Consider the following 16677-nt stretch of genomic DNA (forward strand, 5'->3'; position numbering starts at 1 on the left):
TTCAGAGCGAGTCTTCGGGAATGCCGGGCGCCGGGCTGCCGAATTCTTCGGCGGCGCGGACCGAATAGGGCGCGAGAAAACCCTGCCGATCCTCCGGCGCCTTGGCGATGTTGGCGGTGGCAAGGCTGCGCCAGTTGGTGACTGCGGACCGCAGGCCGAAGTATTCCGGGGCGGGATTTTCCGGCAGCCAATGGGCGAAGGCGCGGCTGCGCAACTCGCGCACATGGGCGGGATCTTCGAGACGCAGGCCCGCCTCCGTATCCCAGCGCATGCTTCTGCCGTTGAGATTGGCCGAACTGAGTATCGCACCCGTCTCATCGGCGATGGTCAGCTTGCTGTGGATATAAATGATCGGGCTGCCGTGGGCGGCATCGCGACCGTCAGAGGTGCTGCGCACCGGTTGCAGCGGCATGCCGATGAAGGCGCGGTTGCCGAAGGCGCGACGGACACGGCGCACGGCGCGGGCCTGTAGGTATTCGCCATAGCGGGCATCGAGACCGGTCTTGCCCTCGAAAGCCACATCCTCTGGCGCGGCCGGGATTATGAGGATCAGCCCCAGTTCCGGATTGGCGTGGGCCGCATCGGCGAGGACGCGGGAAATCACGCGCGAGCGAAAGAACTGCGTTTCAAGGTAGATCAGCTGCCGGGCGGAGGCGATCAGCTCGCAGGTCGCCTCTTCCATCTGGTTGCACACCATCTGTGGCGCCAACCCGAGCAGGCGCTTGCGGTGCGGTTCCGACTGCGTCTTGAGAAAGGCCGAGCCGGGCGGCGGCGGATGGGCGGCGTCCACAAAGGTGGCGAGGTGATCGGCGGCATCGGCAGCAACCGGGCCGGTGACGAGCGCGCTGATGTCCTGCCAGGTTTCTTCGGCCGGGCGCTCATGCTCCGGCGTGTCGTAGCGGCGTTCATCGACGTCGATGCCGCCGATGATCAGCTTCTCACCGTCGGCGACGGCAAGTTTCTGGTGGTGGGTCGCGGGGGAGACCGTGGGGAAGAACGGGCGCCGGCGCTGGCGTAGTGTGCCATCCTCGTCCTCGTGAACGAGGCGATTCAATCCCGGACGGACGGCCAGTTCGCCCTTGCGTTCCTCCGCCGGCATGGCGTTCAGCTCGGCAATCTGGCGGGCGAGGCGGCGACGGACAAGGGGGCTGAAGGCGATGCGGGGGAGGATGCCGCTCTTGGCCGGATGCAGGGCGGTGTTGAAGTACAGCGTACCGTTGAAGTCACGCGTTTCCTCGGCGAGAGAGTAGAATTGTGCCGCTGATGTCCAGGTGCCACGGTGTAGATCCGGGCCGGCGATGGCATCGAAATCCGAGAGGGTGAAATGGATGTCGACGCCGCGTTCCAGCGTATTGAACATCAGATCGTACCATGTGCGCCCTATGGCGCGGGCCCGCTCGGAGCGCAGGCGGGTGTCGAGGTCGAAGATGCGGAAACCCGCCCGGATTTCCGAGCGGGCTTCGAGAAAGAGCCCCTCCAGCGCGGGAAAGGCTTCCGCAGCCGTGAACAGCGTCTTGAAAGTTTCAACCGACACGGTGATAGGCCCCTGAATAGATGCCCTCCGAACAGGGGCGCAGCGATTGACGGTTTTACAGATCTTCCTGAACGTCGGTTGCGGCACCGGAGAGAGCGTCGCCACCGGCGGAGATGTCCTGGCCGGCACCGTCTACGGTATTGCAGGCAGCGAGGGATGCAAGCAGAAGAAAAGCGGCGATGGTTTTCATGAGAGTATCCTTTTGTTTCGTACCGATGAAACGCGAGGTTCAGAAATTGGTTCCATTGCCATTTTCAGGCGGTCCTTCGAGCCGGAAACGGACGCGGAGGGTGTAGATGCCATTCTCCTCGCCGCGTTCGAGTTCGCCGTCCAACTGGCGGGCGAAAGCTTCGATGAGGCGCGTGCCAAGGCCGCCGCTGCCCTGTGCTTCCGGGGTATCGTCGGTGCGGGTGTTGCGGACGGTGATGACGACCATGTTGTCATCCTCGCGCTTCAGCGAGAAGGAAACCTCAGTGCGGGCGTCCTGCTCCCCCGAATGCTTGAGCGCATTGGTGCCAGCCTCGGTGATGAGGAGCGCCACGGGTACGGCCTGATCGGGGTAGAGGGTGACCTGGTCGAAATCCATCGTCATCTTCAGGCCCTGGGGCCGCTGGGCACCGGCATCGACAAGCTGGCGGACGACTTCCGTCAGCAGATTGTCGGCGCGGACGGAGGCGAGCGAGGTGGCCTGATAGAGGTTCTTGTGGACGATTGAGAGGCCCATCACCCGTTCCTGAAGCTGTTGGAGCAGGCGCTTCTCCCTTGGGGTGGCGGCGTTGCGGATCTGCATGTTCATGATCGACACGATCAGTTGCAGGTTGTTCTTCACGCGGTGATAGACTTCGCGCAGGAGCACGTTCTTGTCGCGCAGCGCCTGCTCGCGTTCCTCCTCGTCCTCGGCGACGGTTTCGGCAAGCGACAGGAAGCCCTTGGCAAGCTCCTGCATCTCACCCGGTGCGTTGGCGCGGAGTTTCGGGCTGAACCGGCGGCGGCCGAGTTCGAACTCCGCCATGGCGGTTCGCATGGCAGAGATCGGGCGGATGATCATGCGATCAACAGAGATGTAGGCGACGATCAGGCAGACGATGCACATCAGCATCGGGAAGATCAGCGGCACGAGAATCCCGCGCTGCCCATCATAGGGGACCATGTTCGGATCCCAGCTGGAAATGGCGAAAATGTCCTCGGCCAGAAGGGGCACGACGGCATAGTGGCGCAAACGCCCGGCAGAGGAACGGGCGGGAAAGGTGAAGGAGCGAGAGGCGGTGAGGGAGGCCAGTTGCATGTCGGCGGGGAGCAGGTTCTCCGGTTTCTCGTCGCCGGTTTCGGTGGCGATGATCATGCCGCGACGGTCGAACAGGACCAGGGAGAAGCCTTCCTGCAGGGCCTCGTCTTCTTCGGGTGTGTCGGACAGGATGCCGCGAGGGACGGAGATGTACATGTAGCCCATCAGTTTGCCTTCGCGATAGATGGGCGAGGTGGCGACGATCACCGGGCGCTGGCTGATCGCCCCGGCTTCGCGGATGGTGATGATCTGGCGCGGCTCCTCCGAAAGGCGCAGGAAGATCGAATTGTCGGACAGGTCGAGCCCCAGCCCCTGCGAGGCGCAAATCATCCGACCCGTGGTGGACTGGAAGGTTGCGAGCACCTTGTCGGGCGAGCGGCGCACGTAATTGGCCAGCATCCGCGAGCAGGCATCAGGATCGTCGAGAAGATCGAGAACTATAAGACCGAGCGATTGCGAGGCTTCCAGGGCCTCGAGCATCTGCGAACGCTCCTGCGAGGCGGCGCGTTCGGTCGCGGCCAGGAGTGCGGTGCGGGACAATTCCCGCGCACCCATGCCGAAATTATACGTCTGGACAACCGAAATAACGCCAAGAGGCAGCAGTGCCACGCCGAGCACAGCTGCCATCTTGAGGCGGAGAGAAGGGTTGCGCAATGAGCGGAATGGATTGCGCCACATGGCACGCCTCATATGGAAGGTTCGGTGAGCGCTGCGAGCGTTCCCTTGTCGGTCAGGCTGAGGTCTTCGTCATCGTCGAGTCCCAGAAGTTCCGTAAGACGTTTGCGGCCACGGTTCACCCTGCTCTTGATCGTGCCGATGGCGCAGTCGCACATCAGCGCAGCCTCTTCGTAGGAGAAGCCGGAGGCACCAACGAGGATGAGGGCTTCACGCTGATCGTCGGGCAGGCGGACGAATGCGTGCTTGAACTCCTCCATGGCGAGGCGGCCGTCGTGTTCGGGTTTGACGGACATCTGGCCTGCCATCTCGTCGTCCACGTCCTCGACTTCCCACTTTTTCTTGCGGATATTGGAGTAGAAGGTGTTGCGGAGAATGGTGAACAGCCAAGCCTTTAGGTTGGTGCCGGGCTTGAACTTGTCGAGATTGGACCACGCCTTGACGATGGTATCCTGCACGAGATCGTCGGCGGCGGAGGCATCGCGCGCCAGACTTCGGGCAAAGGCCCTCATTGCCGGCAGATGCTCCACCAGCTCGCTCTTCACATCAGGAACGCTCATTTGCAGCGATCCTCCTGTTCCAGCTTGGCCAGAAGTTGAAGGAACTGAGGCGGGAGATCCTCGTTTAGAGTTTCGTCATAGAGTTTGCGGAGGTTTTCCTGGATCTGATCCTGAACCTTTTCCCGCCCTCTTTCATCGTCACGCTTGTTATTGGTCATCACATCTATCAAAAAGTTGCCTGCACTGCGGAACATAACGCACCTTGCTGCGTTTTGTTCCCAGAATTTTGGCAGGAGGTACAAATTGAGTGAAAAAAGTGAAGGGGTGAACGTCAGTGCGCTGATCGCAGGGGAACTTCCCTACCTTCGGCGATACGCACGGGCGCTTACCGGAGACCAGACCCGCGGAGATACTTACGCGGCGACGACTCTCGAAGCCATCCTGGCCGATCCTTCGGCTTTCGACACCGATCTGCGCCCGAAAGTGGCGCTTTTTCGCGTTTTCCACAGCATCTGGGCAAGTTCCGGCCGGTCGATCGCACCTGCGGGCGACCTCAGCGAAGGCATGGAAGCGCAGGCGCAGCGCCGGTTGCAGGCGCTGACGCCCAACACGCGCGAAGCCGTGCTGCTGAGCACCATGGAAGGGCTGGTGCCGGAGGAGATTGCAGAGGTGATGAACGTGGATACGGACGAGGCTACCAAATTCCTTGATGTGGGCCTTTCCGAAATGGCCACGGAACTCAAGGGCCGGGTAATGATCATTGAGGATGAGCCGATCATTGCCATGGATATTCAGGCGATCGTGTCGGACGGCGACCACAGTGTCGTCGGTATAGCACGGACACGGACGGAAGCGGTGGCGATGGCGGACGAGCATAGGCCGGACCTGTTGCTGTGCGATGTCCAGCTTGCCGACGGTTCTTCCGGCATCGATGCAGCGAATGACATCCTGAAGATGATGCCCAACATTCCGATCGTCTTCATTACCGCCTATCCGGAGCGGTTGCTGACTGGTGAGCGGCCGGAACCGGCGTTCCTGATCACCAAGCCGTTCACGGAGGAACAGGTGCGCCTGGCGGTCAGCCAATCGCTGTTCTTCGCATCCTCGGAAGTGTTGGCCTAAGCCGGCATCGCAACAGAGAAACAAGAAAAGCCCCGCCGGTCGGCGGGGCTTTTTGCTATCTGCGACTATGCGCACCCTGCCCTTCACTCGGCAACGAGGGCGCGCAGCATCCAAGCGGCCTTTTCGTGGAAGGCTGAACGCTGGGTGGCGAGGTCGGCTGTCACCTCGTCCTTGCGGGCGGCGGCGAGTTCGATCAGCGCATGCAGGCGATGGGCGATACGCTCATGGTCGGCCGCAAGATCGGACACCATTTCGCCGGCGCTGGGCGTTTCGGCCGGATCCTTGACGAAGGACTTCTGGTCAAGGTCGAGGAATTTCATCGGGGCGAGGTGACCGAGGGCGCGAATGCGCTCTGCCAGTTCATCGGAGGCCGCGAAGAGATTCTCGTATTGCTCCTCCGTCAGGTTGTGGACGGAATAGAACAGCGGGCCGGACACGTTCCAGTGGTAGGCATGGGTCTTGAACGTCAGGCGGTAGGTATCCGCCAGGACGTCGGCAAGGCCTTCGGCGATACCCTTGCGGTTCTGAACTCCGGTTTCGACTTCTTCCACCGATGGGACGACATTCAATGCTTCGGACATGATTTTCTCCTCTTTTCGAGTTGCAAGACGGGAACGCCTGCTCGCCTTGATTGTTCCGCCGCGGAACGGCTTCCGTGACAAGAAAAAGGGTGACCCGAGGGCCACCCTTTTTGGTTTTTCACTGTCGCTGCGCGTCAGGGAGCGCGGCCACGGACGGCCCGAGCTATGAGTGCCACGACGAACAGAACGATGAAGATGAAGAACAGGATCTGCGCGATACCTGCGGAAGCTGAAGCTATACCGCCAAAGCCAAATACGCCAGCGACGAGTGCAACAATCAGAAAGATGAGTGCCCAATACAACATTTAATTTCTCCTTTAGCGTGGTGCTGATATCGGATAAACGCAGCGAATTTTGAATGGGTTCCAAATATTTTTTCTTTCGCACCACTTTCCTTCAGAGCAGGACGCTGACGGTGCCCGCGAGGATCACCAGTGCCGCGATCTGGGTGACGAGGAGGATCAGGCCATCGCGCGTGGTCATGCCGAGACCGATGAAGGCCAGCGCGACCGAGGCCGGCAAGACGCCGCCGGGTATAAGGATGACCGGCAGCATGGAGAGCGCCAGCAGAATGGCGACCAGAGCGGCGACGCGCGGCATAGGCGGATCGAGCATCCACGAAAGCCGTTCACTGGTGAGGACCGAAATCCAGTTGAAGAAGGTCTGTATATAGTCAGCGGTTTTCGACAGCTTGTCGGAAGACATCTCTTGCCGGCACAGCCTGTCTGGCACCCAGATGTGCGAACAGCCAACGAGGATCTGCCCCGCGACAATCAGGGTGAGGGCGACGATGATCGGCGTGGCGAGGGGAATTGCGCCGATCGGGGACGCCGAGGCGAGGCCCAAGGCCATGAGCAGCGGCCCGAAGGAGCGCGAGCCGATGGCGTCGAGGATTTCGCCGATGCTGGTCTTCTCCCCATCGGCGGCGGAATTCAGATCATTGATGAAAGTATCCAGGCTGGAGTTGCCCATGGTTGCTGCCGCCTTTCTGCATACCTGCCCGCTCAACGCCGCGCTGGAGGGAATTGTTTCCCTAAGCCGGAACTTTCTCGCCGCTCGTCCGTTGAGCGGATATCTGGAATGAAAGGAATATGATCATGGCTACGCAAGCCGCCAAGAATAGTGCCGGGCAGACAGTGACGCTCGATGAGCTCGCAGCCCAGTTGTCCACCCTGAAGGAAGAGATCGGCACCCTGACCCGGAACGCCGGTGCGTATTCTCGCCAGCAGAGCCAACGGGCCGTTGACGAGGCACGGAGCAATGCACGTGACGCCGTCGCCAAGGGTGAGGAACATCTTCACGCAGCCCAGAACGCCGTTGCCAAGCTGCCCGATGATGCGGCCCTGATGGTGCGGGAACGCCCGCTGGCCGCACTGGGCGTCGCCGCTGGCGTGGGCCTGCTGGTCGGTCTTCTGTCGGGCCGTAAATGATATGTTGCGCCTGATACTCTGCGCCCTGTCAGAGCCAAAGGCAGCCGAAACCGCCGGAACCGTGGTCTTCACGGTTCTGGCGGCGGTCTTTGGTGTGATCGGCCTGTATTTCGTGACCGATGCCGCATGGCTGTACCTTGCAGGTGCCTATAACCCGGTGGTCGCGTCCGCTGTCGTGGCCGGTGCATTCTTGCTGCTGGCGCTGACGCTTGTCGTGCTTTCCAAGGCCAAGAGCCGGGCGCGCCGGCAGGCGCAGGCCGCACGGGCCAAGGCGCAGGCAGATCGGGTAGATCCGTTCGTTGCCGTGGCGCAGGCCTTTGCTATGGGTCAGGCCGCCGGTCAGGCGTTCCGAAAGTCGCCCCCGCGTTGACAAGCATCTGGAACAGCCTCGCGATACTGCCATCGGTAAACGGCTTCGACAGGCTGAACCAGTGATCGGGCAACCCGCGTTCTCCGACGGCTAGTGCGCCATCGACGAGAACAACAGGGAAATCCATTGCCTCCAATTCTTCGAGCGAACGCGTCATGTGCGGCGCTTCGGCCCGATAGCAGACGAACACGAGACACGGCGGTCTGGGCGCGTCCTTGATCGCCACAACCATTTCACCAATATCATCAAATAAAACGGCATCTGTCTGCGAATAGCCGGCAACCATTTCCAGCAGATCCTCTCCGACGAGAGAATCATCTTCATAAATCATTATCACGGGCTAACCCCTTCCCCGGCGCACCGCCACGCCCCCAAAACAAATTCAGAATTGCCCGCCCGCAGGCCGAGGCCGCGGGATCGAGAGATACAGGCATCCTTGATTATGCCGATCATGGAACGATTCTCGTCTTGATGCATTAAACCAAGACATAGTCGGCGGGAGAATTCGATGTCCATAAATTGCAGGAATTGTCCTTTACGTACACTGCAAGTCTTCCGATCCATGTCCGCCGACGAAGTAAAATTCATGCAGGAATTCAAACGTGGGGAGTTGTCGGTTGACGCAGGGTCAACGATCCTCATGGAGGGCTCGAACTCTCCGCAATTATTCACGGCTCTGAAGGGCGTTGGTCTGCGCTACAAGAACATGCCTGACGGACAACGACAGGTCGTGAACTTCGTGCTGCCGGGCGATTTTGTTGGCTTGCAAGCCGGATTGATGGGCGAGATGCAGCACTCCGTCGAGGCGACGACACAGATGACGCTCTGCGTCTTTTCCCGAAACGAATTGTGGGACATTTTCCGGCACCAGCCCGAGCGGGCCTTCGATCTGACCTGGCTGGCGGCGCTGGAGGAACACTTCCTTGGCGAAACGCTGGCTGTTGTTGGCCGCAAGAACGGTGAGCAGCGTATAGCCTGGGGGCTTCTGAAATACTATTGCCGCATGGATGCGCTGGGGCTGGCCAACAATGGTCAGGTCCAGTTTCCCTATCGCCAGCAGGATTTGGCGGACGCGTTGGGGCTTTCGCTGGTGCATACCAACAAGACGCTGAAACGGTTGCGGGAACGGCAAGTGGTGCGCTGGGACAGCGGCATATTGCGCGTGTCGAATCTGAGGCTATTGGCGGAGTGCGCCGATGTTGATGATTACTCCGTAATGGAGAGGCCGTTGATCTGACGGCGGAAAGGCCTTTGAGCTTATGGAAGACGAGATTATCCCCACCCTGACCGAGCAGATGCAAAGCTACTGGGAAGCGCTGATCCGCGCCCTGCCCTCGATCGGCGCCGCGCTGCTGGTGCTTTTGCTGACCTGGGGCGCTGTGGCCCTTGGGCGGATGATCATCTATCGCGCAGGCAAACGCGCACGGGTGCGCCGAAGTCTGCTGGACGTTCTGACGATGTTGTTCTCGGTGGCCATTTGGCTGGCCGGGGTGCTGGTGGCACTGACGGTGGTGTTTCCGACGATCACGCCGGCAAAGGCACTGACGACGCTGGGGCTTGGCTCCATCGCCATCGGCTTCGCGTTCAAGGATACGTTCGAGAATTTCCTTGCTGGCATCCTGATCCTGCTGCGGGAGCCGTTCACGCTGGGTGACCACATCGCCTGTGAGGCATCGAGGGACAGATCGAGGATATTACCATCCGCGACACGCGGGTGCGGCAGACCAATGGACAATTGATCGTCGTGCCGAATTCCAAGTTGTTTCATGAACCGGTCGTCGTGCGGACGGACAAGGAATTCCGCCGTGCCGGGATTATCTGCGGTGTTGCGTATGACGAGGATGTGGACGAGGCCCGCGAGGTGATCCGCAAAGCGGTGGTGGCAGTGGACAGCGTGCGCGACGACGTGCGCGATGTGCAGGTGTTCGCCAAGGAATTTGGTGCGTCGTCGATCGACTTCGAGATCACGTGGTGGACGGGGTCGCGCCCCGTGGATATCCGCGCTTCCCGCGATCAGGTGGTGGCGGCGGTGAAACGGGCGCTGGACGATGCGGACATCGAGATCCCCTTCCCGTACCGGACCCTGACTTTCAAGGGCGCGGGGCCGGAGATGCCTGATCTGGCCGCCGCGAAGGGATGAGATAGTTGTGCGTTGCGCGGGGCATCGTGGATGGCCCGCGCCTGCCGGTTGGCTCAGCCGACGATAAGCTGTTTGATCTGCAAAGCCTCTAGCTCTAGCTGGTTCAGGCGGAAATGAACCACATCGCCGATGGTGATGATGCCGGTCAGCGCATCGCCATCCACCACGGGCATGTGGCGGAACCGGCCATCCGTCATCCGCCTGAGCACGGTGACGAGCGGCTCGTCGACTGTCGTCGTCTCGACATTGCGGGTCATCACCTCCTCGACCTTGTGGGGCAGCGTGTGGCCGGGCGTGTCCGCCAGTTTGCGAACGATATCCCGCTCCGACAGGATTCCCAGCAGGGCACCGGTTGCATCAGCCACCGGCAGCGCGCCGATGCGATTGTCGCGCAGGATCTCCACCGCCTCGTGCAGGGTCTGCTGCGGACGGATGGTGACGACCTGCCCCTTCTTCTGATCCAGTATGTCCTGGACCTTTGCGTGGCCGACAGAGGTATTGGTGGTGACCGACTGGCTCGCGGTGCGGTCCTTGTCGTCGTCCTTGCGCAGGTGCGGTCTGTAGGATTCTGGCATGCCGGTGTCTCCTTGCTTGTATTGCCAGCGCCGGTCGTGTGACACGGGTGCTGTTCACAACCTTAACGCCGACGGAACGATATGGGACCAGATTTTTTTTCAGGAAGTTTTCTGACACCGCCGGTGGCGACGGCGATCTTCGTTCTGGCGTGCCTTGCGGGCTATCGCTACCGGCACGTCTGGAAGGCGGAGGGACCGCGCTGGCAACTGTGGCTGTTCGGGGCGGCGGCGGCGGTGGCGCTGCTGGTGCTGGCCTTCGTGCCGTTGCAGACCGGCGGCTGACGCGGAAGTCGCAGACTCAGCTGCGGGCCTCCGCCGCCTCCAGCATGCGGCGGGCCCGAGGGCAGGCCAGCCGTTCGCGCAGGGGGCTGTCGGGGTCGATTTCCTTGTTGCAGACAAGGCACTGGTCGGCATCGCCGATGGCGTTCAACCCGCCGCAACTGCCCTTGATACGGCGGCCCGTGAAGATCACGCCGACGGCCATGCCGAGCATGATGAGGGTGAGGATGCCGAAGGTCAGCAAGAGGGTTTCCATGGCGTGCCTTTCGGTGCGTCAGGCCTGCAGGGCGGCGAAGCGGCTGCTCTCCGTCGTGGTGAAGGTATCTCCCGTGCGGTCGATGAAGGCGACGGCGAGGCCTTCCGTCTCGGCGATTTCCAGCCCGCGGGCGCGGCCGAGCACCAGCATTGCCGTGGCCCAGGCATCGGCGAGCATGGCGCTGTCTGTCAGGACGGTTGCCGAAACGGTGTCATGCAGGATTGGCCGGCCGGTGGCCGGGTCAATGATGTGGGAATAGCGCGTCCCATCCGATTCGAAATAATTGCGGTAGTCACCGGAGGTGGCCATGCCGAGATCGGAGACTTCGGCCACGCGGTAGACGGAACGGTTGCCGGCGACGGGGTTCTCGATGCCGATCTGCCATGCCGTGCCGTCTGCATTACGGCCGGAGGTATAGAGATCGCCACCAATCTCGACCATGAAATCGGTGATACCGAACCCGCGAACCGCCTCGGCGACGCGATCGACGCCGTGGCCCTTGCCGATGGCGGAGAGATAGATGCCGGCCTCGGGACCGGATTTGCGCAGGGTGGCACCTTGTATGTCGAGGACGCGGGACTGGCCGGTGCGTGCCATCGCTGCCGTGATCTCCGCATCTGCGGGAACATGCGGCTGCGTGGTGCCGGCGCCGAATCCCCACAGGTCGATCAGCGGGCCGACGGTGACGTCGAACCGGCCATCGCTGGCGCGGTGGACAGAATCGGCACCTTCGAGGACATGGGCGAGCGCGGGCGAAAGCTGGATGGTTTCGCTGCCGGCGGCATTGATTCGCGAAATTTCCGACGCCGGATCCCAGTTGGACATCTGGGCGTTGACCTCGGCCAGCGCGGTCTCGATCGCGGCGACGACGGCCGGTTTCTGCACCTGACGGTTCGGCGCGATGGCGATGACATTGTACTGCGTGCCCATCGTCATCCCGGTGATTTTCAGCACCTCGTCCTTCTCCCGGCAGGCAGCAAGGGCCGCCGCGGACATGATGAGGAACGATCGCCGGGAAATTGTCGTGATACCTGCCACTGCGCATAACTCCGTAGGTTGGCCGCGCCACAGGCGCACTCCGTGCATATAATCTTGTCAGGATGGCCGCAACCGCGGGCCGCCTACAAAATAACTCCTAAATCCGTGATTGAAACGGTTTTATTCGCCGGCGCGGCGTTGCATAAGGGGAAAAACTATCTGTTGGCGACCCAAGTGCAAAACTTCAATTTTCGAAAAGGCCTCGATCTCCCCATCGCGGGTGCCGCGTCGGGAGAACCGGTGGAAGATACAACCGTTCGCACGGTTGCGCTGCTGGGAGGTGACTACATCGGCCTGAAACCGCGGCTGTCCGTCGAGGAAGGCGATGTCGTCGGCGCAGGCGCGCCGATCTTTGCCCACAAGGATACGCCGGAGGCGGTGATCACCGCGCCGGTTTCCGGACGGATCAAGGCAATCAACCGTGGTGCGCGTCGCAAGTTGATCAGCGTCGAGATCGAGATCGACGCCGATGCCGCTCCGGCGGTGGATTTCTCTGAGGTCGGCGACGTGAGCACGCCGGAGGGCCTGGCCGAGCGGCTGGGTGCTGCCGGGCTGTGGACGTCGTTCCGCACCCGTCCCTATTCCAAGGTTCCGGCAACGACGGATCGCCCCGCGGCGATCTTCGTCACGGCAATGGATACCGAGCCGCTGGCCGCCGACCCGGCGCCGATCATCGCCGAGGCGGCGGAGGCGTTCGTGCGCGGTCTGGAAGCGGTGGCGATGCTGACGGATGGCGATACCTGGCTGTGCCATGCGGCGGGCGCCGACGTGCCCGTCGGCGATGTGGCTGGCGTGCAGGTGGCGACCTTTGCGGGGCCGCATCCGGCCGGACTGGCCGGAACGCACATGCATTTCCTGAAACCGCCAACGACCGGGCAGTTTGTCTGGACCATCGGCTATCAGGACGTGATCGCCATCGGACGGCTGCTGCTGACAGGCACGCTGGACAGCCGCCGGGTGATCGCAATTACCGGGCCGCTGGCCGACAAGCCGCGACTGGTGCGGACGGTGGCCGGCGCTTCGATGAGGGAGCTGTGCGCCGGTGACAACCCCGACAATCTGCCGGCGCGCATGATTTCCGGCTCCGTGCTTTCCGGCCGCGCCGGGGTGGGCGCGGATGCATATCTTGGCCGCTATGCCCGCCAGATCACGCTGATTGAAGAGGACGACAAGCAGATCCCGATGGGCTGGATTCGGCCGATGCCGTCGAAATATGCCTATCAGCCGGTGCTGGGCTCTGCCTTTGCCAGCAAGATCTACAACCTGACGACCAACCTCAACGGTGGCCGCCGGGCGATGGTGCCGATCGGGACGTTCGAGGAACTGATGCCGCAGGATTTCCTGCCGACACAGTTGTTGCGGTCGTTGCTGGTGATGGACACCGATCAGGCGCAGGCGCTGGGTGCGCTGGAACTGGACGAGGAAGACCTCGGCCTCGTCGGGTTCGCCTGCCCGGCCAAGTATGAATACGGGCTCGCCCTGCGCGACTGCCTTGCCAAGATCGAAAGGGAGGGCTGAGCCATGGGGCTGCGCAGCTTCTTCGACAGGATCGAGCCGAACTTCGTCAGGGGCGGCAAGTACGAGAAGTACTTCCCCATGTACGAAATGGTCGAAAGTTTCCTGTTCACACCCAAGACGGTAACGACGGCCGCGCCGCACGCACGGTCCTACATCGACATGAAGCGGATCATGACCTACGTCGTGATCGCGACGATCCCCTGCATCCTGTTCGGACTCTACAACACCGGATTGCAGACGAATATGGCGATCCAGGAGTTCGGGCCGTCCGGCTGGCGGGCGGCGATCATCGACGCGGTGGGTATCGGCTTCAACCCCGGCAACCCGCTTGCGAACATGGCGCACGGGCTGCTGTATTTCCTGCCCATCTACATCGTCACCCTTGCGGCGGGTGGCGCCTGGGAAGTGTTGTTCGCCACGGTGCGCAGGCACGAGGTGAACGAAGGTTTCCTCGTTACCTCAATGCTTTACACGCTGATCCTGCCAGCATCGACGCCACTGTGGCAGGTGGCGCTGGGCATTTCCTTTGGCGTCGTCATTGGCAAGGAAGTGTTCGGGGGCACCGGCAAGAACTTCCTCAACCCCGCACTGGTCGGCCGTGCGTTTCTTTATTTCGCGTATCCGGCCTACATGTCGGGCGATACGATCTGGACACCGGTGGACGGGTTTTCCGGCGCGACGGCACTGGCCGTGACCGCAGCCGAGGGACCGGCCGCCCTGCCCTCCTACGGCATTACGTGGTGGGATGCGTTCTTCGGGACGATACAGGGCTGCATCGGCGAAACCTCGACGCTGGCCTGTCTGATCGGCCTGGCTTTCCTGCTGGCGACGCGGATCGCCAACTACCGGATGGTCGTCGGCTGTCTTGGCGGGATGATCGGTTTCTCTGTGCTGCTGAACCTCATCGGCTCCGACACCAACCCGGCCTTCGCGACGCCGTGGTACTGGCATCTGGTGATCGGCGGCTATGCCTTCGGACTGGTGTTCATGGTCACCGAACCGGTTTCAGGTTCGCATACCAACCTCGGCCGTTACATCTACGGCGCGTTGATCGGTTTCATGGTGGTGATGATCCGGGTGGTCAATCCGGCCTTTCCGGAGGGCATGATGCTGGCCATCCTGTTCGGCAACGTCTTCGCCCCATTGATCGACTATTTCGTCGTGCAGGCCAATATCCGCAGGAGGGCCCGCCGCAATGCCTGACAAGGATACCGACAACACCGTGAACGACAAGGACACGCAGGATTTCACGCCGGAGATGAACCCGCCAGACCGGGACCTGCCGGCACCGGAGGGAGAGCTTGTAGGCTCAACAGGTTTCCTGCGCCGGTTCCTCGACACACCGGCGGACAACACCGCCAAGACCGTGATCGTGGCGCTGGGGCTTTGTCTCGTTGCCTCCATGGTCGTCTCCGCCGCCGCCGTATCGTTGCGGCCGTTGCAGGAGCGGAACGCGGCGCTGGACAAGCAGGTGAACATCGTGGAGGTCGCCGGGCTGTATGAGGACGGTGTCGATGTGGCCGAGGCCTTCGAGGCGTTCGAGCCGCATGTACTGGAACTGGCCTCGGGCGAGTTTACCGACGAGTTCGACCCATACGAGTTCGATGACCGGGCGGCCGCGGCGGACCTGACCCTCTCTGCCCCGCTGGAGGACGACCCGGCAAGTATCCGGCGGCAGGCCAACTACGTGACAATCTACCTGCTGCGCAACGAGGACGGTTCGCTCGACAAGGTGATTCTCCCGGTCTACGGCTACGGTCTTTGGTCGACGCTATATGGTTTCATAGCTGTCGAGGAGGACGGCAATACCATCTACGGATTGCAGTTCTACGAGCACGCGGAGACCCCCGGCCTCGGCGCCGAGGTGGACAACCCGCGCTGGAAGTCGTTGTGGCGGGACAAGCTGCTGCGCACCGAGGATGGCGAGGGCGAACTGGCGATCACCGTTGCCAAGACGCCGCCGCCCGAGGGGCGGGAGTATCATGTTGATGCCCTTTCCGGCGCGACGCTGACCTCTCGCGGGGTCGACAACCTCGTCCGGTTCTGGATGAGCGAGCGGGGCTTCGAGCCTTTCCTTGAACGAGTAAGAGCGGGAGAGATCTGATGGCACAGACCTACCGGACCATGCTTGTCGACCCGATGGTCGACAACAACCCGATCACGCTGCAGGTGCTGGGCATCTGTTCCGCGCTGGCTGTCACCTCGTCATTGCAGGTGGCGACGGTCATGGCCATTGCGGTGACGCTGGTGACGGGCTTCTCGTCGATGTTCATTTCCGTCCTGCGCAGCCAGATCCCGAGTTCGATCCGAATTATCGTGCAGATGATCATCATCGCCTCGCTGGTGATCGTGGTCGACCAGGTGCTGAAGGCCTATGCCTACGAGATTTCCAAGACACTGTCGGTGTTCGTGGGGCTGATCATCACCAACTGCATCGTCATGGGCCGGGCCGAGGCCTTCGCCATGAAGAACCCGCCGGTCGCGAGTTTTGTCGACGGGGTCGGCAATGGCCTGGGCTACGGGCTGATTCTGATGCTGGTTGGTTTCATCCGCGAACTCTTCGGTTCAGGCTCGCTGTTCGGGATCACCATTCTGGAGACCGTGAACAACGGTGGCTGGTACGTGCCCAACGGCCTGTTGCTGCTGCCGCCCTCTGCCTTCTTCGTCATCGGGCTGCTGATCTGGGCGTTCCGCTCCTGGAAGCCGGAACAGGTCGAAGAACGTGAATACCGCATCCAGGTCGTGGAGGCACACTGATGGAAGCGCTTCTTTCCCTTGCCGTGAAGGCGATCTTCGTCGAGAACATGGCGCTGGCCTTCTTCCTCGGCATGTGCACGTTTCTCGCGGTGTCGAAGAAAATCGCCACGGCCATCGGCCTCGGCATTTCCGTGACGCTGGTGCAGACGATCACGGTGCCGGCCAACAACCTGATCCTGACTTACCTGCTGGCGCCCGGTGCGCTGGCCTGGGCCGGGTTCCCGGATGTCGATCTGACCTTCCTCGGCCTCATCTCCTATATCGGGGTCATCGCGGCGATGGTTCAGATCCTGGAAATGGTCCTCGATAAGTACTTTCCGCCGCTCTACAACGCGCTTGGCGTCTTCCTGCCGCTGATCACTGTGAACTGTGCCATCCTCGGCGGGTCGCTTTTCATGGTGGAGCGGGACTACAACCTGGCGGAATCAACCGTTTATGGCATCTCCTCCGGTCTTGGCTGGGCGCTGGCGATCACGGCGATGGCGGGCGTGCGCGAGAAGCTGAAGTATTCCGACATTCCCGACGGGTTGCAGGGGCTCGGGATCACCTTCATCAGCGCCGGATTGATGGCCATGGCTTTCATGTCCTTCTCCGGCGTCAAACTCTGAGGAGCGGCA

23 protein-coding genes and 1 pseudogene are annotated in these 16677 nt (G+C 61.8%); 12 read left to right on the forward strand and 12 right to left on the reverse strand.

Features of this window, described 5'->3' with window-relative positions; genetic code table 11:
• Position 1: 1 nt before the first annotated feature.
• The 5 genes from GO499_RS07400 to GO499_RS07420 are packed head-to-tail and all read right to left on the reverse strand — an operon-like array spanning position 2 to position 4212.
• Positions 2–1534, reverse strand: coding sequence for a phospholipase D family protein (locus GO499_RS07400; RefSeq protein WP_161861599.1), 1533 nt, complete (start codon positions 1532–1534; stop codon positions 2–4).
• A gap of 55 nt (positions 1535–1589) precedes the next feature.
• On the reverse strand, positions 1590–1724 hold the full coding sequence (locus tag GO499_RS07405; RefSeq protein ID WP_161861600.1) for an entericidin A/B family lipoprotein: 135 nt from the start codon (positions 1722–1724) through the stop codon (positions 1590–1592).
• Between the two features lie 39 nt (positions 1725–1763).
• Entirely contained in the window at positions 1764–3497 is a 1734-nt protein-coding gene (locus GO499_RS07410) for a sensor histidine kinase (protein WP_161861601.1), read from the reverse strand.
• Positions 3498–3505: 8 nt separating this feature from the next.
• Positions 3506–4054: an RNA polymerase sigma factor gene (locus tag GO499_RS07415; RefSeq protein ID WP_161861602.1), complete on the reverse strand. Its 549-nt coding sequence runs from the start codon at positions 4052–4054 to the stop codon at positions 3506–3508.
• Positions 4051–4212 (reverse strand): NepR family anti-sigma factor, encoded by a 162-nt coding sequence (locus tag GO499_RS07420; RefSeq protein ID WP_161861603.1) that lies wholly within the window; start codon positions 4210–4212, stop codon positions 4051–4053. The genes GO499_RS07415 and GO499_RS07420 overlap by 4 nt, the downstream gene beginning before the upstream one ends.
• Positions 4213–4297: 85 nt before the next feature.
• On the opposite strand from GO499_RS07420, the gene GO499_RS07425 reads away from it, so the two are divergent.
• Positions 4298–5116: a response regulator gene (locus GO499_RS07425; RefSeq protein ID WP_284154923.1), complete on the forward strand. Its 819-nt coding sequence runs from the start codon at positions 4298–4300 to the stop codon at positions 5114–5116.
• Between the two features lie 83 nt (positions 5117–5199).
• On the opposite strand, the gene GO499_RS07430 is transcribed toward GO499_RS07425, so the two are convergent.
• The 3 genes from GO499_RS07430 to GO499_RS07440 form a co-directional block, all read right to left on the reverse strand.
• A complete protein-coding gene (locus GO499_RS07430; RefSeq protein ID WP_161861604.1) occupies positions 5200–5697 on the reverse strand; it encodes a Dps family protein in 498 nt (165 codons plus the stop codon).
• 134 nt (positions 5698–5831) lie between these two features.
• Positions 5832–6002 (reverse strand): DUF1328 domain-containing protein, encoded by a 171-nt coding sequence (locus tag GO499_RS07435; protein WP_161861605.1) that lies wholly within the window; start codon positions 6000–6002, stop codon positions 5832–5834.
• Between the two features lie 91 nt (positions 6003–6093).
• Complete coding sequence (locus tag GO499_RS07440) at positions 6094–6669, reverse strand: exopolysaccharide biosynthesis protein (RefSeq protein WP_161861606.1); 576 nt, start codon at positions 6667–6669, stop codon at positions 6094–6096.
• A 125-nt stretch (positions 6670–6794) separates the two neighbouring features.
• Here GO499_RS07440 and GO499_RS07445 point away from each other — a divergent pair, with 125 nt between their 5' ends.
• Both GO499_RS07445 and GO499_RS07450 read left to right on the forward strand, forming a co-directional pair.
• Positions 6795–7127, forward strand: coding sequence for an ElaB/YgaM/YqjD family protein (locus tag GO499_RS07445; RefSeq protein ID WP_161861607.1), 333 nt, complete (start codon positions 6795–6797; stop codon positions 7125–7127).
• A gap of 1 nt (position 7128) precedes the next feature.
• On the forward strand, positions 7129–7497 hold the full coding sequence (locus GO499_RS07450) for a hypothetical protein (RefSeq protein WP_161861608.1): 369 nt from the start codon (positions 7129–7131) through the stop codon (positions 7495–7497).
• Here the strand turns inward: GO499_RS07450 and GO499_RS07455 are convergent.
• The gene (locus GO499_RS07455) at positions 7448–7834 is read right to left on the reverse strand and encodes a hypothetical protein (RefSeq protein WP_161861609.1); all 387 of its coding nucleotides are present in this window, start codon (positions 7832–7834) and stop codon (positions 7448–7450) included. The genes GO499_RS07450 and GO499_RS07455 overlap by 50 nt on opposite strands.
• A gap of 171 nt (positions 7835–8005) precedes the next feature.
• On the opposite strand from GO499_RS07455, the gene GO499_RS07460 reads away from it, so the two are divergent.
• The 3 genes and pseudogenes from GO499_RS07460 to GO499_RS19850 all read left to right on the forward strand — a co-directional run bounded on the left by GO499_RS07460 (position 8006) and on the right by GO499_RS19850 (position 9637).
• Positions 8006–8734, forward strand: coding sequence for a Crp/Fnr family transcriptional regulator (locus tag GO499_RS07460; protein WP_161861610.1), 729 nt, complete (start codon positions 8006–8008; stop codon positions 8732–8734).
• A gap of 220 nt (positions 8735–8954) precedes the next feature.
• Positions 8955–9214 (forward strand): annotated as a pseudogene (locus GO499_RS19845) (mechanosensitive ion channel domain-containing protein); the annotation flags it as partial.
• Between the two features lie 144 nt (positions 9215–9358).
• Complete coding sequence (locus GO499_RS19850) at positions 9359–9637, forward strand: mechanosensitive ion channel family protein (protein WP_348520808.1); 279 nt, start codon at positions 9359–9361, stop codon at positions 9635–9637.
• 53 nt (positions 9638–9690) lie between these two features.
• Here GO499_RS19850 and GO499_RS07470 read toward each other — a convergent pair whose 3' ends face one another.
• Positions 9691–10212 (reverse strand): CBS domain-containing protein, encoded by a 522-nt coding sequence (locus tag GO499_RS07470; RefSeq protein WP_161861611.1) that lies wholly within the window; start codon positions 10210–10212, stop codon positions 9691–9693.
• 81 nt (positions 10213–10293) lie between these two features.
• Between GO499_RS07470 and GO499_RS07475 the strand changes: the two genes are divergently transcribed.
• Positions 10294–10494 (forward strand): hypothetical protein, encoded by a 201-nt coding sequence (locus tag GO499_RS07475; RefSeq protein WP_161861612.1) that lies wholly within the window; start codon positions 10294–10296, stop codon positions 10492–10494.
• 16 nt (positions 10495–10510) lie between these two features.
• Here the strand turns inward: GO499_RS07475 and nqrM are convergent, their stop codons facing one another.
• The gene (gene nqrM, locus GO499_RS07480) at positions 10511–10747 is read right to left on the reverse strand and encodes a (Na+)-NQR maturation NqrM (RefSeq protein ID WP_161861613.1); all 237 of its coding nucleotides are present in this window, start codon (positions 10745–10747) and stop codon (positions 10511–10513) included.
• A gap of 18 nt (positions 10748–10765) precedes the next feature.
• Positions 10766–11785, reverse strand: coding sequence for an FAD:protein FMN transferase (locus GO499_RS07485; protein ID WP_284154924.1), 1020 nt, complete (start codon positions 11783–11785; stop codon positions 10766–10768).
• 174 nt (positions 11786–11959) lie between these two features.
• On the opposite strand from GO499_RS07485, the gene GO499_RS07490 reads away from it, so the two are divergent.
• Genes GO499_RS07490 through nqrE form a run of 5 tightly spaced genes read left to right on the forward strand, consistent with a single transcriptional unit; the run spans position 11960 to position 16668 of the window.
• The gene (locus GO499_RS07490; protein WP_161861615.1) at positions 11960–13303 is read left to right on the forward strand and encodes a Na(+)-translocating NADH-quinone reductase subunit A; all 1344 of its coding nucleotides are present in this window, start codon (positions 11960–11962) and stop codon (positions 13301–13303) included.
• Positions 13304–13306: 3 nt separating this feature from the next.
• A complete protein-coding gene (locus tag GO499_RS07495) occupies positions 13307–14506 on the forward strand; it encodes an NADH:ubiquinone reductase (Na(+)-transporting) subunit B (RefSeq protein WP_161861616.1) in 1200 nt (399 codons plus the stop codon).
• Positions 14507–14561: 55 nt separating this feature from the next.
• Positions 14562–15407, forward strand: coding sequence for a Na(+)-translocating NADH-quinone reductase subunit C (locus GO499_RS07500; RefSeq protein ID WP_431309896.1), 846 nt, complete (start codon positions 14562–14564; stop codon positions 15405–15407).
• On the forward strand, positions 15407–16060 hold the full coding sequence (locus tag GO499_RS07505) for an NADH:ubiquinone reductase (Na(+)-transporting) subunit D (RefSeq protein WP_161861618.1): 654 nt from the start codon (positions 15407–15409) through the stop codon (positions 16058–16060). The genes GO499_RS07500 and GO499_RS07505 overlap by 1 nt, the downstream gene beginning before the upstream one ends.
• Entirely contained in the window at positions 16060–16668 is a 609-nt protein-coding gene (nqrE, locus tag GO499_RS07510) for an NADH:ubiquinone reductase (Na(+)-transporting) subunit E (RefSeq protein ID WP_161861619.1), read from the forward strand. Before GO499_RS07505 ends, nqrE begins: the two co-directional genes overlap by 1 nt.
• The last annotated feature ends 9 nt before the right edge of the window (positions 16669–16677 follow it).

Origin of the sequence: Algicella marina, assembly GCF_009931615.1 — a bacterium.
Classification (GTDB): domain Bacteria; phylum Pseudomonadota; class Alphaproteobacteria; order Rhodobacterales; family Rhodobacteraceae; genus Algicella; species Algicella marina.

What these genes read in the sequence shown, in the direction of transcription:
- GO499_RS07405 (WP_161861600.1), bottom strand. Translation starts at nt 1,724, where the DNA reads ATGAAAACCATCGCCGCTTTTCTTCTGCTTGCATCCCTCGCTGCCTGC.
- GO499_RS07410 (WP_161861601.1), bottom strand. Translation starts at nt 3,497, where the DNA reads ATGTGGCGCAATCCATTCCGCTCATTGCGCAACCCTTCTCTCCGCCTC.
- GO499_RS07415 (WP_161861602.1), bottom strand. Translation starts at nt 4,054, where the DNA reads ATGAGCGTTCCTGATGTGAAGAGCGAGCTGGTGGAGCATCTGCCGGCA.
- GO499_RS07420 (WP_161861603.1), bottom strand. Translation starts at nt 4,212, where the DNA reads ATGACCAATAACAAGCGTGACGATGAAAGAGGGCGGGAAAAGGTTCAG.
- GO499_RS07430 (WP_161861604.1), bottom strand. Translation starts at nt 5,697, where the DNA reads ATGTCCGAAGCATTGAATGTCGTCCCATCGGTGGAAGAAGTCGAAACC.
- GO499_RS07435 (WP_161861605.1), bottom strand. Translation starts at nt 6,002, where the DNA reads ATGTTGTATTGGGCACTCATCTTTCTGATTGTTGCACTCGTCGCTGGC.
- GO499_RS07440 (WP_161861606.1), bottom strand. Translation starts at nt 6,669, where the DNA reads ATGGGCAACTCCAGCCTGGATACTTTCATCAATGATCTGAATTCCGCC.
- GO499_RS07445 (WP_161861607.1), top strand. Translation starts at nt 6,795, where the DNA reads ATGGCTACGCAAGCCGCCAAGAATAGTGCCGGGCAGACAGTGACGCTC.
- GO499_RS07450 (WP_161861608.1), top strand. Translation starts at nt 7,129, where the DNA reads ATGTTGCGCCTGATACTCTGCGCCCTGTCAGAGCCAAAGGCAGCCGAA.
- GO499_RS07460 (WP_161861610.1), top strand. Translation starts at nt 8,006, where the DNA reads ATGTCCATAAATTGCAGGAATTGTCCTTTACGTACACTGCAAGTCTTC.
- GO499_RS07470 (WP_161861611.1), bottom strand. Translation starts at nt 10,212, where the DNA reads ATGCCAGAATCCTACAGACCGCACCTGCGCAAGGACGACGACAAGGAC.
- GO499_RS07475 (WP_161861612.1), top strand. Translation starts at nt 10,294, where the DNA reads ATGGGACCAGATTTTTTTTCAGGAAGTTTTCTGACACCGCCGGTGGCG.
- nqrM (WP_161861613.1), bottom strand. Translation starts at nt 10,747, where the DNA reads ATGGAAACCCTCTTGCTGACCTTCGGCATCCTCACCCTCATCATGCTC.
- GO499_RS07495 (WP_161861616.1), top strand. Translation starts at nt 13,307, where the DNA reads ATGGGGCTGCGCAGCTTCTTCGACAGGATCGAGCCGAACTTCGTCAGG.
- GO499_RS07500 (WP_431309896.1), top strand. Translation starts at nt 14,562, where the DNA reads ATGAACCCGCCAGACCGGGACCTGCCGGCACCGGAGGGAGAGCTTGTA.
- GO499_RS07505 (WP_161861618.1), top strand. Translation starts at nt 15,407, where the DNA reads ATGGCACAGACCTACCGGACCATGCTTGTCGACCCGATGGTCGACAAC.
- nqrE (WP_161861619.1), top strand. Translation starts at nt 16,060, where the DNA reads ATGGAAGCGCTTCTTTCCCTTGCCGTGAAGGCGATCTTCGTCGAGAAC.